Genomic DNA, 14,388 nt, shown 5'->3' with positions numbered 1-14,388 from the left:
GCATGCCGTTGGCAAGAATAATTAAATGAATATTCATTTAGTTGCTGTGACATGAACCTCTGCCCCAAGCGCTGGTCGCGACGCAAGGAAGCGCGTCCGCGTGAAATCCTCGAGGCCGCGCTCGAACTCTTTGCCGAAAAGGGCTACGCCGCGACGCGGATCGACGAGATCGCCAAGCTCGCCGGCGTCACCCGCGGTACGCCGTATCTGTACTTCGCCGGCAAGGAAGACATCTTCAAGGCGCTGATCAACGAGCTGCTGTTGCCCGCGCTCGACGAGGCCGAGGCCATGCTCGACGGCTTTGCGGGCAGCGCATCCGAGCGTTTGCGCCGCGTCGTGCATGTCTGGTGGCAAGGGATGGGCGAAACGCGGCTGTCGGCGCTGCCCAAGCTGATGATCGCCGAAGCCGGCAATTTCCCCGAGGTCGTGCAGCTCTACAACGACCAGTTCATCGTTCGCGGTCAGGTGATTTTCCGCCGCGAAATCGAAGCCGGCATCGCCAGCGGCGAGTTCACGCCGATCGACGTCGACTACGCACTGCACGTGCTGGTGGCGCCGGTGATCATGGCGATGCTGTGGCGCTACATGCCGCAAGGTTGTGGCTTCGACAAGCTCGACCCCATCCGTTATCTCGACACCTTGCTCGACCTGATGCTGCGCGGCCTGCTGCAGCGCCCCGAATCCCTTTCCGAGGCTTCCGACCATGCATGACCGATTTGCCCTCGTACCGCGCCGGCTCAAGCTGGCCGCCGTACTGACCCTGATGGCGCTGCTGGGCGCCTGCAAGGACGACGCCAAGCTGCAGGAGGAAGTCCGTCCGGTGCGCGTGATGACCGCCGGTGCCGACGCGCAGCTGCCCGGTGCCGAGCTCAACGGCACGGTGCGTGCCCATGTCGAAACGCCGCTGGGGTTCCGCATTGGCGGCAAGCTGATCGAGCGGCGTGTCGAGATCGGCGCGGTGGTGAAAAAAGGCCAGGTGATCGCGCGTATCGATCCGCAGGATGCGGCGCTGAACGCCACTGCCGCCGATGCACAGGCGGCGTTGGCGCGGGCGCAACTGGCCAAGGTGAAAATGGACTACGAGCGCAGCAAGGCCTTGCTGGCGCAGAAGTTCGTCAGTCAGGCCGAGGTCGATACCCGCAAGGCCAGCTTCGACGCGGCGACCGAGTCGCTGAAACAGGCCGAGGCGCAAAGGCAGCTGGCGAACAACCAGGCCGCCTACGCGACGCTGCTGGCCGATGCCGATGGCGCGATCACCAAGGTCAGCGCCGAGCCGGGTCAGGTTGTTGCCGCCGGCACGCCGATCGTCACCTTGGCGCGCGACGGCGTCCCCGAAGTGGCGCTCGATGTGCCGGAAAACCTGCACGGCAAGGTCAAACTCGGTGACAAGGTGCTGATCCGGCTGTGGGCGATGCAGGGCCGCGAGTTCAAGGGCCATGTCAGCGAGATTTCCGCCGCCGCCGATCCGGCTTCGCGCACCTATGCGGCGCGGGTGGTGTTCGACGAGGTGGTGCCGCAACTGGGGCTGGGCATGACCGCCAGCGTGCGGCTGGCGGCACCCGATGCGGTGATGCCGAGCGGGCAGATCCGCCTGCCGCTGACGGCGCTGTTCGGTGAAACCGGCAAGCAGCAGGTCTGGCGGCTTGATGCGAAGGCCAACCGCGTGCATGCCTTGCCGGTCAAGGTGCTGACGATCACCGATACCGCGGTGCTGGTTTCGGGCGTCAAGCCCGGTGAAATCATCGTCACCGCCGGCGTGCACCTGTTGCGTGAAGGCCAGCCGGTGACGCGTCTCGCGGCGACGAAGGAGTCCGGCGCATGAACGAGCAGGATTTCGACCCGGCCACGCACGCCGGGCGCTTCAATTTGTCGGCGTGGGCGCTCAAGCACCAGTCATTCGTGTTGTACCTGATGGTGATGTTGTCGCTGGCCGGTGCGCTCGCGTACACCAAGCTGGGGCAGAAGGAAGACCCCGAGTTCACTTTCAAGGCGATGGTCGTGCGCGGTTTCTGGCCCGGCGCAGCGGCCGGCGAGGTCGAAAAGCAACTGACCGATCCACTGGAAAAAGCGCTGCAGGGCATAGGCGCGGTTGATTACACCAAGAGCTATTCGCGTGCCGGCGAGACGCTGATCATCGTCAGCCTGCGCGAGTCGATCCGCGGCAAGGCGGTCGACGATGCGTGGTACCAGGTGAGGAAGCGCGTCGGCGATATCCAGCGCACGCTGCCGCAAGGCGTGGTCGGGCCGTTCTTCAACGACGAATTCGGCGAGACCTACGGCAATCTGTACGCGTTCACCAGCGACGGCTTTTCGATGCCGGAACTGAAGAATTACGTCGAGGACGTGCGTACCGAACTGCTGCGGATCAAGGACGTCAACAAGGTGACGCTGGTCGGCGAGCAGGACCAGAAAATCTACGTCGAGTATTCGGCGGCCAAGCTGGCGGCGCTCGGCGTGTCGCCGTTTCAGATCAACCAGGTGCTGGCGGCGACCAACGCGCTGACCCCGGCCGGCGTGGTTGAAGGGCGCGAGGAGCGGGTGTTCGTGCGCGTGACCGGCAATTACGACGCGGTCACGCGGGTTCGCGATACCGTCGTCGATGCCGGCGGCAAGCGCTTCCGGCTCGGCGACATCGCCAACGTCTACCGCGCGACCATCGATCCGCCGACGCTGAAGATGCGCTATCAGGGCCAGCCGGCGATCGGCCTCGGTGTGTCGATGCGCCACGGCGGCGATGTGATGCGCATGGGCGAGCAGATCGACTCGGTGCTCGCCAAGGCGCGCGCCAGCCTGCCGGTCGGGGTCGAGTTCCACGCGGTGTCGGACCAGCCGGCGGTGGTCAAGGGCGCGGTGAAGATCTTTATGAGTTCGCTCGGCGAGGCCGTGCTGATCGTGCTGGCGGTGAGCTTCCTCAGTCTCGGCTGGCGCACCGGCATCGTCGTCGCGCTGTCGATCCCGCTGGTGCTGGCGCTGACTTTTCTGGGCATGTTCGCCGCCGGGATCGACCTGCAGCGGATTTCGCTCGGCGCGCTGGTGATCGCGCTCGGCCTGCTGGTCGACGACGCGATCATCGCGGTCGAGATGATGGCGCTCAAGCTCGAACAAGGCTGGGACCGCTTCCGCGCGGCGACCTTCGCCTACACCAGCACGGCGATGCCGATGCTGACCGGCACGCTGATCACCGCCGCCGGCTTCCTGCCGGTGGGGCTGGCCAAATCGAACGCCGGCGAATACACCTTCTCGATTTTTGCCGTCGTCGGCATCGCGCTGGTGCTGTCGTGGATCGTCGCGGTGATTTTCACGCCCTATCTCGGTTACAAATTGCTGCCCGAAGTCGCCAAGCATGAGGAGCACGACGTCTATCAGGGCAAGTTTTATCGTCGCTTTCGCGCGCTGGTCACCTGGTGCATCACCTGGCGGAAAACGACGATCGCCGCCACCGCGCTGGCCTTTGTCGCTGCGATCGTGGTGTTCGCAACGCTGATCCCGAAGCAGTTCTTCCCGGCGTCGAGCCGGCCCGAGCTGATGGTCGATCTGTGGCTGCCGTATGCGGCGTCTTACCAGGCGACCGAGATGGAAGCGAAGAAGCTCGAAGCGATCTTGATGAAGGACCCCGACGTCGAAAGCGTCACCACCTACGTCGGCGTCGGCTCGCCGCGTTATTACCTGCCGCTCGACGAGCAGATGCCCAACCTCAACTTCGCCCAGCTGACGGTGATGACCAAGGGCGAGAAGGTGCGCGAAAACGTGTTCAAGCGGATACGCACGCTGTTCGCCAGCGATTTCGCCCAGGTGCGCGGTCGGGTGGTGCGACTGGAAAACGGCCCGCCGGTGGGTTACCCGCTGCAGTTCCGCGTTTCCGGCGAGGATGTGGCCGAGCTGCGGCGCATCGGCGAGCAGGTCGCCGGCGCGATGCGCGGCAATCCGCATACCCGTGAGGTGCACTTCGATTGGGGCGAGCAGGTCAAGGTGCTGCGCATTCGCGCCGATCAGGACAAGTTGCGCGAAGCCGGGCTCTCCACGCAGCAGCTGGCGCAGTATCTGCAGCTGGCGGTCTCGGGCGTCACCGCGACGCAGTATCGCGAGGGCAACGAGCTGATCGACGTCGTCGCCCGGCTGGTGCCGAACGAGCGCACCTCGCTGACGGCGATCCGCGATCTGCCGGTCAAGCTCGCATCGGGCCGCAGCGTGCCGCTGTCGCAGCTTGGCGATGTGGTGCTCGAGGCCGAGGAAAGCCTGATCTGGCGCCGCAACCGCGTGGCGACCTTGTCGGTGCGTGCCGACGTCGCCGGGGCGCAGGCTCCCGATATCGCCAAGGCCTTGCAGCCAAAAATCGCCGACATCGAGGCCAGGCTACCGGCGGGTTACCACATCGAGGTCGGCGGCACGCTCGAAGCCTCGAAGATCGGCGAGGATTCGATCTCGGCGGTCATGCCGCTGATGCTGATCGTGGTGATGACCCTGCTGATGATCCAGCTGCAAAGCATCCAGCGCATGATCATGGTGCTGTTGACCGCGCCGCTGGGCTTGATCGGCGTGGCGATCGCGCTGCTGTTGTTTCGGGCGCCGTTCGGTTTCGTCGCCACCTTGGGCGTGATCGCGCTCTCTGGCATGATCATGCGCAATTCGGTGATCCTGATGGACCAGATCGAACAGGACATCCGTCACGGCCATCCGCCGTGGACCGCGATCATCGAGTCGGCGGTGCGGCGTTTCCGCCCCATCATGCTGACCGCGGCGGCGGCGATCCTGGCGATGATTCCGCTGACGCGCGATACCTTCTGGGGGCCGATGGCGATCGCCATCATGGGCGGGCTGTTCGTCGCGACGGTACTGACGTTGCTGTTCCTGCCGGCGCTGTACGCGGCCTGGTTCCGGATCAAACCGCTCGATAGCGCGGCGGCATAATAATGAGAACGACAATGAAACGATCATGGATAGTCCTGGTGCTGGCAAGCGCGATGCCGTTTGCCGGTGCGACCGACCTGATGGACGCCTGGCGCGCCGCGCGCGGCTACGACGCGGCGTTCGCCGCATCGCGCGCAGGCCTGACCGCCGGGCGCGAGAAAACCAATCAGGGCAATGCGCTGCTGCTGCCGCAGGTGAACTTGTCGGGCAATGCCGGCGCCGCGGCGAGCGACTACCGTGCCGGGCAGGCGACCTTGCTGAACCCGAACTACGACGCCAACGGCGGCCAGTACGGGCTCAAGGTCACCGCGGCGCAACCGATCTACCGCGCCGACGCGTTTGTCGGCAGCGATCAGCTGAAGAAACAGGCCGATCAGGCCGAGGTGCAGTTCCGCGCCGCCGAACAGGATCTGATCCTGCGCGTCGCCAAGGCCTACTTCGAGGTGATCGCCGCCGAAGAGGCGGTGCGGTTTTCCGGCGCGCAGAAACTCGCGGTTGCGCAGCAATTGGCGCAGGCAAAAAAATCATTCGAGGTCGGCACCGCAACGATCACCGATACCAATGACGCACAGGCGCGCTATGACGCGATCATCGCCACCGAAATCAATGCGCAGAACGATCTGGAGGTGAAGCGCAACGCCTTCAACCAATTGACCAATCTTGATCCGACGGTGCTGGCGAAGATTTCGACCTCGTTGAAGCCATCGCCACCGCAACCGAATGCAATGAGCGAGTGGCTGACGCTGGCCGATAGCGGCAGTCTGGCCATTGCCGGACAAAAACTCGGTCTTGATATCGCCACGCGACAGATCGACCGCTACCGGCTGGAAACATCGCCGACGCTGGACCTGGTTGCCAGCTACGGTTCCGACTGGAACGGCGATGGCTTGTCGCGCAGCGGCGGTACCGATCGCAGCACCAACGGGCTGATTGGTTTGCAGTTATCTATTCCGCTCTATACCGGTGGCAATCGCAGCTCCAAATACCGTGAAGCGATCGCGCTGGAAGATCAGCAGCGGCAGACGCTGGAAGCCACGCGGCGTGATGCCGCGCAATCAACCAAACAGGCCTTCCTTGGTGTACAAAGCGGCGCCGCGCAGGTCAGGGCGCTGGAGCAGGCCGAAATCTCGGCACGCTCATCGCTGGAGTCGACCAAATTGGGTCGTGATGTTGGCGTGCGTACCACGGTTGATGTGCTCAACGCAGAACAGAACTATTACCAAACCCGCTTTAATCTGGTGGTGACGCGTTACCAGTATTTATACGCCCGCTTGCAGCTGGCGGCGGCGGTGGGGGGGCTGAACGAGGGGCAATTGCAGGATATCAACCGCTGGCTTGATTCGAATCCGGCCTTGAGGAATGGATTGTCAGGAACTCAATAAGCATATTCTTATTGATGAAATAATCGGAATTGGATTCACGGTTTGCTTGTAATGACTGAAATGGCTGTGCATAATTGATCAGGAAATATGACGCATCGTCATTACACCCATCAACTAAGGAGCGACTGATGGAACTGTCCGGCTTCAGCCTGCCGCAGCTGTATGAACTGCATAAGAAGATCGCCGCAGAAATCGAAAACCGCAAGGTGACCGATAAGCACGATCTGCTCGTTGAAATCCAGAACCTGGCCGCCGCCAAGGGCTTTTCGCTGACCGAAGTGCTCGGCCTTGAAGCCGGCAAGAAACTCGGCAAGAAAGTGACCGTTGCTGGCAAGCCGCAGTTCGCCAATCCGAACGATCCGAGCCAAACCTGGTCGGGCCGCGGTCGCAAGCCGCAATGGGCAATCGACTGGATTGCCACCGGCAAGTCGCTCGACGATCTGCGCGTTTGATTCGCCCTTGGGCGCAAATGCAGGATTGATACAAAAAAGGCAGCCATCGGGTTGCCTTTTTTCATGCCTGCCGCGTTCGAGCCAGACCGGCAGAACCGGTACAATCGGCGTTTTGCCTAGGCTGTCCGATCATGGCGCACCCGCTGACCGAGTATCTCAACCCCGAACAGGCCGCCGCCGTCGAGCTGCCGATGGCGCACGCGCTGATCCTCGCCGGCGCCGGCAGTGGCAAGACCCGGGTGCTGACGACGCGAATCGCTTGGCTGATTTCCACCGGTCAGCTCAGTTCATCCGGTGTGCTGGCGGTGACGTTTACCAATAAAGCCGCCAAGGAAATGCTGGCGCGGCTGACGGCGATGTTGTCGCTCAACCCGCGCGGTTTGTGGATTGGCACGTTCCATGGCCTGTGCAACCGGATGCTGCGGCTGCATCATCGCGACGCCGGCTTGCCGGCGACGTTTGCGATCCTCGATTCGACCGATCAGCTCGCCGCGATCAAGCGGGTACTCAAGGCGCTGGCAATTGACGACGAACGCTACCCGCCAAAAACCATCCAGCAATATATCAATGGCCAGAAGGAAAACGGCTCGCGCGCTGCCGTGGTCGAAGCTTGGGATGACTATTCGAAAACGCAAAAGGCGATCTACACCGAGTATGAGCTGCAATGCCGGCGCGAAGGTGTGGTCGATTTTGCCGAGTTGCTGCTGGCGTGCTACGAGTTGCTTGAGCGCAATGCGTCCTTGCGTGAGCACTACCGGTCGCGCTTCCGGCAAATCCTGGTCGACGAGTTCCAGGATACCAACCGGCTGCAATATGCCTGGCTGAAACTCTTGGCCGGTGCCGAGAATGCCATTTTTGCCGTCGGCGACGATGACCAATCGATCTATGCCTTCCGCGGTGCCAATGTCGGCAATATGTTTGATTTTCAGCGTGATTTCGCCGTCAAGCATGTGATCCGCCTTGAGCAGAATTACCGTTCGCACGGCAATATCCTTGATGCCGCCAACGCGGTGATTGCCAACAATAGCGAACGTCTTGGCAAGACATTGTGGACATCGGAAGCCGGCGGAGAGCCGCTCCGGGTATTTGAAGCGGCAACCGATTTCGAAGAAGCCGACTTTCTCGTTGACGAGATCGGTCAGCTGACGCGCGATGGTGTCGATGCCAATGAAATTGCCATTCTTTATCGCGCCAACGCCCAATCGCGGGCGATCGAACATGCGCTGGTCCAGGCGGGCGTTCCCTATCGTGTTTATGGCGGCTTGCGCTTTTACGAGCGGCAGGAAATCAAGCACGCGCTGGCTTATCTGCGGCTGATTGCCAATGCCGATGACGATAACGCGCTGCTGCGGATTATCAATTTTCCAACCCGTGGCATCGGCAACCGGACGATAGAAACGCTGCAGGAAACCGCACGCATCACCGGTACCAGCCTGTGGCTGGCGGCGTGCTCGGGCGGTGCCGGCCGTAGCGCGGCGGCGGTCGGGCGCTTTGTGCAGATGGTCGACGGCATGCGTCGTGATGGTGAAGGCTTGGCGCTGCCCGAGCTGGTGTCGCTGGTGATCGAACAATCGGGGCTGGGCGAGCATTACCGTAACGACAAGGATGGCGAGGAGCGCCTGTCCAACCTTGGCGAGCTGGTCAGTGCGGCGGCGGCCTTTGTCTCCGAGGATGAAAACGACATCGCCGCCTTCCTCGCCAACGCCAGCCTTGAAAGCGGCGAGCGCGAAGCCGGCGCCGGCGAGGCGGCGGTGCAGCTGATGACGGTGCACTCGGCCAAGGGACTGGAATTTCATTCGGTGTTCGTCGCCGGGATCGAGGAAGGGCTGTTTCCGCACGACAACAGTGCCAACGACCCGAAGGGGCTGGAGGAGGAGCGGCGGCTGATGTATGTGGCGATTACCCGCGCGCGTCGTCGCCTCTACCTGACGCTGGCGCAGAGCCGGATGTTGCACGGCCAGACGCGTTATGCCGTGGCCAGCCGCTTCCTCAACGAGATTCCGCAAGGGCTGTTGCGCTTCCTGAATCGCGGCTATGCGCCGCAGGCGGCCGTGGCCGCTGCGCCACGCCGGAACGCGACGCCCGAACACGGCCTGGCGATCGGCATGAACGTCAAACATCCCAAGTTCGGTATCGGCGTGGTCGTCGACCACGAGGGCGGCGCGGCCGGCAATGTGCAGGTCAATTTCCGCGAGCACGGCGTCAAGTGGCTGGCGGTTGCCTATGCCAAACTTGAACCACTGACCGACTGAGACGACGCGTATGAGCAATGGAACCCGCGCCCTGGTGATCGAGCCGGCATCCGAAGTCCGCTCGATGCTCGCGCGCGGGCTGCTCGAAGCCGGCGTGGGCGAGGTCGAATTCGCCGGTCGCACCGGTGACGCATTCGGCAAGATCAAGCAAACCTCGTACGACATCGTGCTGTGCGAATACGATCTCGGCCAGGATTTCGATGGGCTGCATTTTTTCGAAGCCTGCCAGACGCATCAACTGCTGAAGCCATCCTGTGTATTCATGATCGTCAGCGGCGAGCGCCGGCTGGCACAGGTGATGAGCGCCGCCGAACTGACGCCGGATGCCTATCTGCTCAAGCCGTTTTCCAGTAGCGATCTGGTCGACCGCCTGGCGCGGGCGATGGCACGCAAGCGTCAGCTCAGGGCCATCGACGATGCCAGCCGCGCCGGCGATTATCTGGCCGCCATCGCCGCCTGCAATACCGAGCTTGCCACGGCGGCGGCGAGCGATCGTCCCGATCTGTTGCGCCACAAGGGCCGCTTGCTCGGGCTGCTGGGGGAGCATGCGCTGGCCCGCGACTTCTATCGCGAGCAACTTGCCGACGGCGACTGGCCGTGGGCACAGCTCGGGCTGGCGCGCTCGCTGTTTGCGCTGAAACAGTTCGACGAGGCGCGCTTGCTGTTCGAGCGGATCAAGCTCGAACACGAGCTGGTCATGGATGCCTATGACGGCTTGGCGCGCACGCTGGCCGCACAGGGCGAGCCGGCCGCGGCGCAGCTGGTGCTCGATGACGCTGTCGCCCGTTCGCCGCTGGTGGCCAAGCGCCAGCGCGCGCGGGGCCGTCTGGCGCAGCGCAATGGCGCGCTGGATGTGGCCCAAGCTGCGCTGGTGCAGGCGGTGCAGCTCAATCGCGGCTCTTTCTGGCGCGATCCGGCGCTGTATGCCGAGCTGGCAAGGGTGCAACTGGCGCAGGGCGATATCGGCGCGGCGCGGCGGACCGCGGCGCAGCTGATGCACGATTTTCGTGGCGACGGCGTGGCGCAGTCGATCGCCGAGTTGATCGAAGGCGCAACGTTTATCAGCAGTGGCGACAAGGACAAGGCGCGCAAACTGATCGGCGGCGCCGCCACCCGGCTGGCGGCGCGTGATGATGCGCCGGCTGGCGCGCTGCTCGAAGCGGCGCAGGCGTGCATCGCACTGGGCGATGGTGGCGATGCCGAAAAGCTGGTGCGGCGCGCGTTGAGCAGTCGCCATGACGATGTCGAGATCGTTGCCAGCGTCGAGGCCTTGTACGCCGACCTGGGGCAGCCGGAGGCCGGGGCCCGGCTGGTTCAGGAGGCTACGCGGGATATTCTCGAGCTCAATAACGAAGCGGTGCGGGCGGCGCAGGAAGGCGATTATCGCGGTGCCGCCGAGCGCTTCATTGCTGCGCTCGACCAGCTTCCGGGTAATGTCGGCGTGCTGCTCAATGCCGCCAATTCGCTGCTGACCTGTGTGAACCGGATGGGCTGGGACGCCAGTTATATGCAGATTGCCCAGACCTGCGTGCAGCGCGCCTTGCGGATCGAGCCGGGCAACGGCCGGGCGCGGCAGATGCAGGATGTGTGGCTGCGCACCCAGCGCCGTTTCGGTATCGATGCGGCGCACAAGGACGCCGGCGAGCACTAGCCGCCATCGACTGGCGGTGCCAACCTTGCCGCTACAGTTCGACCTGGCCGTGGCCCACAATCCAGACATGGCCGCCGACGTTGATCGCGCGATCGGCACCAATGTGCAGGTGCAGTACCGACAGACGCGTATTGGGGCGGTGGATGGTATGACCCTGTTCGACCTTGATCCGACAGGGCAGCGCGCATCCGGTCGCAAGCAACCAGCCGCCAAGATTGGCCACAGCGCTGCCGGCGCCGAAATCCTCGTAAATGCTGAACGAATCGCTGCTGAAAAAACGCAGCATCGCGATATCGCCGTCGCGGTGCCACACGGCCATTTGGGCGATGTGCTGGCCGTTGCCGGCCAGTTGCGCCAGCAAGGCCGGATGCGGTGCCGCCTGTAGCACTGCCTGGCGCGAGCGTACCGGAACGAGCAGTTGCTCCAGTCCGGTATCAACCACCAAGGGGGTGCCGGCGATCTCGCGCGCATCGATGCCGAGTGCCGTCGCCAGCTCCATCGTCCCCGCGGTTGGCGGATGGGTGCGTTCGGCCCACGCCCGGAACCAGCAAGTGTCGTCGTCATGTGACAACTGTATCGGCCCGTAACGGCCGGGCAGGCTTTCCGGGTATCGCCCGGTCTCCTGCTTGAGCGCCGTGGCGGCGGCGAGCAGCGATAACCCCGAGAAAGGCAGGGTGAATTGGGGCGTTGCGATGTGGATGGCATCGGCGTTGCGGGTGACGAAAACGACCTCGGGCAGGTTCAGCTGGTAGGCCAGTTGCCGCATCGTGGTTTCGTCCGGCAAGGCATCTACAACGAAGGCGGCCAGCGGGGCGCCGGAGCCGCGGCGCTCGGCAAAACCGTTAATCAGGAAAAACGAGTATTGCAAGATCGGCGCTCCGGTAGGGCAAAGCTGGGCTTAAGGGCTTCTGTTGTGGCGACTTGTTGCTACAATGGGGCTCATTTTGCCAATAAACCGCTGCTGCCGAATTCGCCCATGTCTGTACTAGAACCGATTGCCGAGAAAGACCTGCCGCTTGCGCGTGATCTGGACCTTCTGTCCCGCGTGCTGGCCGATACCATCCGTGAACAAACCGGTGCCGATGCCGCCGATCAGATCCATGCGATCCGGGAGCTGGCACTTAAATACGTGCAAGGGCACGATCCGGCGGCCGGTCTGGCGCTGGCGCGAGCATTGTCGACACTGGATCTGCCCGCTGCCATGGCGCTGGTTCGTGGCTTCAGTTCTTTCTCGCACCTTTCAAATATAGCAGAGGATCTGCACCATAATCGCCGTCGTCGTGCGCATAAGGTGCTGGGGTCGGCGCCGCAACGCGGCAGCATTGCCGCGGCGATCGAAAGCCTCGGTGCGCGCGGCGTCAAGCCGGCCGAGATTCTCTCGCTGCTGAACGAAACGCTGATCGTGCCGGTGCTGACGGCGCATCCGACCGAGGTGAAGCGCAAGACCATTCTCGATTGCCACCGCGCCGTCGGCGAACTCTTGGCCGAGCGCGATCGCAGCCAAATGACGCCGGAAGAGCTGCAAGCCAATCAGGAGGCGCTCGAGCGCGTACTGATCACGCTGTGGCAAACCCGCGAAATCCGTACCGTCAAACTGCGCGTACAGGATGAAATCGAAAACGGCACCACCTATTTCCGCAATTCCTTCCTGCACGAAGTGCCGCGGCTGATGCTTGATCTGGAAGACAAGCTCGCCGCCTTGTGCGGCAAGAAGGTCGAACTGCCGAACTTCCTGCAGGTCGGCAGCTGGATCGGCGGCGATCGCGACGGCAACCCTTTCGTGACCGCCGAAGTGATGCGTTACGCGGTGTCGCGCCAATCCGGCGTGGCGCTCGATTATTACTATCAGCAGTGCCAGAAGCTTGAAGGCGAGCTGTCGATGTCGACCCGGCTGGTGCAGGTCGATCAGACGCTGCAAACGCTGGCGGAAAAGGCCACCCCCGAAGAGCGTGCGCACAAGGGTGAAGAGCCGTACCGTCTGGCCGTGGCCTATATCAGTGCACGGATTTTCGCCACCGCGGTCAAGATCGGCACCTTCCATCACACGCTGCACGATGTTGCCCGCGCCGAGCCGTACAAGAGTGCGCAAGAACTCGCAGCCGATCTGGCGGTGATCGCCAATTCGCTCAAGGCGCACGGCGCCGCCAAGCTCGGCCAGGGCCGTTTGCGCCGGCTGCAGCGCGCGATCAGCGTGTTCGGTTTCCACCTGGCTCCGGTGGATATGCGCCAGAACTCGGCGATCCACGACAAGGTGATCGCCGAGCTGTTTGAAAAATCCGGCCTTGAGGATTATCTCAAGCTCGACGAAGCCAGCCGCCGTGTGGTGCTGCTGCGCGAACTCGCCAGCCCGCGTCCGCTGATCTGCCCGTATATCGACTACACCGCCGATACGCAGAAAGAAATCGACATCTATCGTGCCGCAGCGGAAATCCAGTCGCTGTATGGCGAAGCGGTGCTGCCGAACTACATCATTTCCAATTGCGAATCGGTGTCGGACATCCTCGAAGTGGCGGTGCTGCTGAACGAAGTCGGTCTGGTACAACTGGCGCCGACCACGGTCGCCAAGATCAACATCATCCCGCTGTTCGAAACGATCCCCGATCTGCGTATCTGCGGCGAGATCATGACCGAACTGTTCGCGATTCCGCAGTGGCGCCAGATGCTCGGCTGCCGTGGCGGCGTGCAGGAAGTGATGCTCGGTTATTCGGATTCGAACAAGGACGGCGGCTATCTGACGTCGAATTGGGAGCTGTACAAGGCCGAACAAACGCTGGTCAAGGTGTTCGACGCCGCCGGCTTCAAGATGCGGCTGTTCCACGGCCGTGGCGGTACGGTTGGCCGCGGTGGCGGCCCGGCCTACGATGCCATTCTGGCGCAGCCGGCCGGTTCGGTTGCGGGCCAGATCCGCATCACCGAGCAGGGCGAGGTGATTGCCGCCAAGTACGCCGACCGTGAAGTCGGTCGCCGCAACCTGGAGATCCTCGTTGCCGCAACGCTGGAAGCCAGCCTGCCCAAGCACAACGGCGAGCCGACCGATGATCCGGCTTCGCTGGCGCTGATGGATGATCTGTCGGCGCACGCCTATCGCGCTTACCGCGACCTGGTGTTCGCGACGCCGGACTTCGTCACCTATTTCCGCGAAGCGACGCCGATCAATGAAATCCCGAGCCTGAACATCGGCTCGCGTCCGGCTGCACGCAAGGCCACCAATTCGATTGGCGATCTGCGGGCGATTCCATGGGTGTTCTCGTGGTCGCAGTGCCGCTTGATGCTGCCGGGCTGGTATGGCTTCGGCACCGCGGTGACCGAATACCTCGACGCTGCTGGTGACGATGGCCTTGAAACCTTGCGCCGCCTCTATCGCGACTGGCCGTTCTTCACCTCGACGATTTCCAATATGGAAATGGTGTTGGCCAAATCGGATATCGCGATTGCCGCGCGCTATTCGGAGCTCGTCAACGATCAGGATCTGGCCCGCCGCATCTTTGGCCGTATCAAGGCCGAGTGGCAACGCGCGGTCGACGTGGTGAAGGCGATTACCGAGCACGAAGAACTGCTCGCCGATAACCCGATGCTGTCGCGCAGTCTGGATAACCGTCTGCCTTACCTTGATCCGCTCAACCATCTGCAAGTCGAGCTGCTCAAGCGTTTGCGCGGCGGGGACGAGAGCGAAGAGGTGCAGCATGCGGTGCACCTGACGATCAACGGCATTGCCGCCGGCCTGCGTAACAGCGGCTGATTCC

9 protein-coding genes are annotated in these 14,388 nt (G+C 63.0%); 8 read left to right on the top strand and 1 reads right to left on the bottom strand.

All coding sequences use genetic code 11. From position 1 onward, the window contains the following. Positions 1 to 51: 51 nt before the first annotated feature. The 7 genes from JLC71_RS11160 to JLC71_RS11130 all read left to right on the top strand — a co-directional run bounded on the left by JLC71_RS11160 (position 52) and on the right by JLC71_RS11130 (position 10,645). On the top strand, positions 52 to 711 hold the full coding sequence (locus JLC71_RS11160) for a TetR/AcrR family transcriptional regulator (protein ID WP_200915491.1): 660 nt from the start codon (positions 52 to 54) through the stop codon (positions 709 to 711). Beyond that, on the top strand, positions 704 to 1,822 hold the full coding sequence (locus tag JLC71_RS11155) for an efflux RND transporter periplasmic adaptor subunit (protein ID WP_200915490.1): 1,119 nt from the start codon (positions 704 to 706) through the stop codon (positions 1,820 to 1,822). The genes JLC71_RS11160 and JLC71_RS11155 overlap by 8 nt, the downstream gene beginning before the upstream one ends. Beyond that, a complete protein-coding gene (locus JLC71_RS11150) occupies positions 1,819 to 4,908 on the top strand; it encodes an efflux RND transporter permease subunit (RefSeq protein ID WP_200915489.1) in 3,090 nt (1,029 codons plus the stop codon). The genes JLC71_RS11155 and JLC71_RS11150 overlap by 4 nt, the downstream gene beginning before the upstream one ends. Before the next feature lie 14 nt (positions 4,909 to 4,922). Continuing rightward, the gene (locus JLC71_RS11145; RefSeq protein ID WP_200915488.1) at positions 4,923 to 6,290 is read left to right on the top strand and encodes a TolC family outer membrane protein; all 1,368 of its coding nucleotides are present in this window, start codon (positions 4,923 to 4,925) and stop codon (positions 6,288 to 6,290) included. A 128-nt stretch (positions 6,291 to 6,418) separates the two neighbouring features. Then, positions 6,419 to 6,742 (top strand): H-NS histone family protein, encoded by a 324-nt coding sequence (locus tag JLC71_RS11140; RefSeq protein ID WP_200915487.1) that lies wholly within the window; start codon positions 6,419 to 6,421, stop codon positions 6,740 to 6,742. A gap of 131 nt (positions 6,743 to 6,873) precedes the next feature. Beyond that, positions 6,874 to 8,994, top strand: coding sequence for a UvrD-helicase domain-containing protein (locus JLC71_RS11135; protein WP_200915486.1), 2,121 nt, complete (start codon positions 6,874 to 6,876; stop codon positions 8,992 to 8,994). 10 nt (positions 8,995 to 9,004) lie between these two features. Further along, a complete protein-coding gene (locus tag JLC71_RS11130; protein WP_200915485.1) occupies positions 9,005 to 10,645 on the top strand; it encodes a response regulator in 1,641 nt (546 codons plus the stop codon). A 31-nt stretch (positions 10,646 to 10,676) separates the two neighbouring features. Here the strand turns inward: JLC71_RS11130 and JLC71_RS11125 are convergent, their stop codons facing one another. Further along, positions 10,677 to 11,513 carry a PhzF family phenazine biosynthesis protein gene (locus JLC71_RS11125; RefSeq protein ID WP_200915484.1) on the bottom strand — a complete coding sequence of 279 codons (837 nt, stop codon included), beginning with the start codon at positions 11,511 to 11,513 and terminating at the stop codon, positions 10,677 to 10,679. Positions 11,514 to 11,621: 108 nt separating this feature from the next. On the opposite strand from JLC71_RS11125, the gene ppc reads away from it, so the two are divergent. Next, positions 11,622 to 14,384 (top strand): phosphoenolpyruvate carboxylase, encoded by a 2,763-nt coding sequence (gene ppc, locus JLC71_RS11120; protein ID WP_200915483.1) that lies wholly within the window; start codon positions 11,622 to 11,624, stop codon positions 14,382 to 14,384. The last annotated feature ends 4 nt before the right edge of the window (positions 14,385 to 14,388 follow it).

This window comes from Jeongeupia sp. HS-3 (assembly GCF_015140455.1).
Taxonomy (GTDB): domain Bacteria; phylum Pseudomonadota; class Gammaproteobacteria; order Burkholderiales; family Chitinibacteraceae; genus Jeongeupia.
This window is presented reverse-complemented; position numbering and strand designations above follow the sequence as displayed.

What these genes read in the sequence shown, in the direction of transcription:
- JLC71_RS11160 (WP_200915491.1), top strand. Translation starts at nt 52, where the DNA reads ATGAACCTCTGCCCCAAGCGCTGGTCGCGACGCAAGGAAGCGCGTCCG.
- JLC71_RS11155 (WP_200915490.1), top strand. Translation starts at nt 704, where the DNA reads ATGCATGACCGATTTGCCCTCGTACCGCGCCGGCTCAAGCTGGCCGCC.
- JLC71_RS11150 (WP_200915489.1), top strand. Translation starts at nt 1,819, where the DNA reads ATGAACGAGCAGGATTTCGACCCGGCCACGCACGCCGGGCGCTTCAAT.
- JLC71_RS11145 (WP_200915488.1), top strand. Translation starts at nt 4,923, where the DNA reads ATGAAACGATCATGGATAGTCCTGGTGCTGGCAAGCGCGATGCCGTTT.
- JLC71_RS11140 (WP_200915487.1), top strand. Translation starts at nt 6,419, where the DNA reads ATGGAACTGTCCGGCTTCAGCCTGCCGCAGCTGTATGAACTGCATAAG.
- JLC71_RS11135 (WP_200915486.1), top strand. Translation starts at nt 6,874, where the DNA reads ATGGCGCACCCGCTGACCGAGTATCTCAACCCCGAACAGGCCGCCGCC.
- JLC71_RS11130 (WP_200915485.1), top strand. Translation starts at nt 9,005, where the DNA reads ATGAGCAATGGAACCCGCGCCCTGGTGATCGAGCCGGCATCCGAAGTC.
- ppc (WP_200915483.1), top strand. Translation starts at nt 11,622, where the DNA reads ATGTCTGTACTAGAACCGATTGCCGAGAAAGACCTGCCGCTTGCGCGT.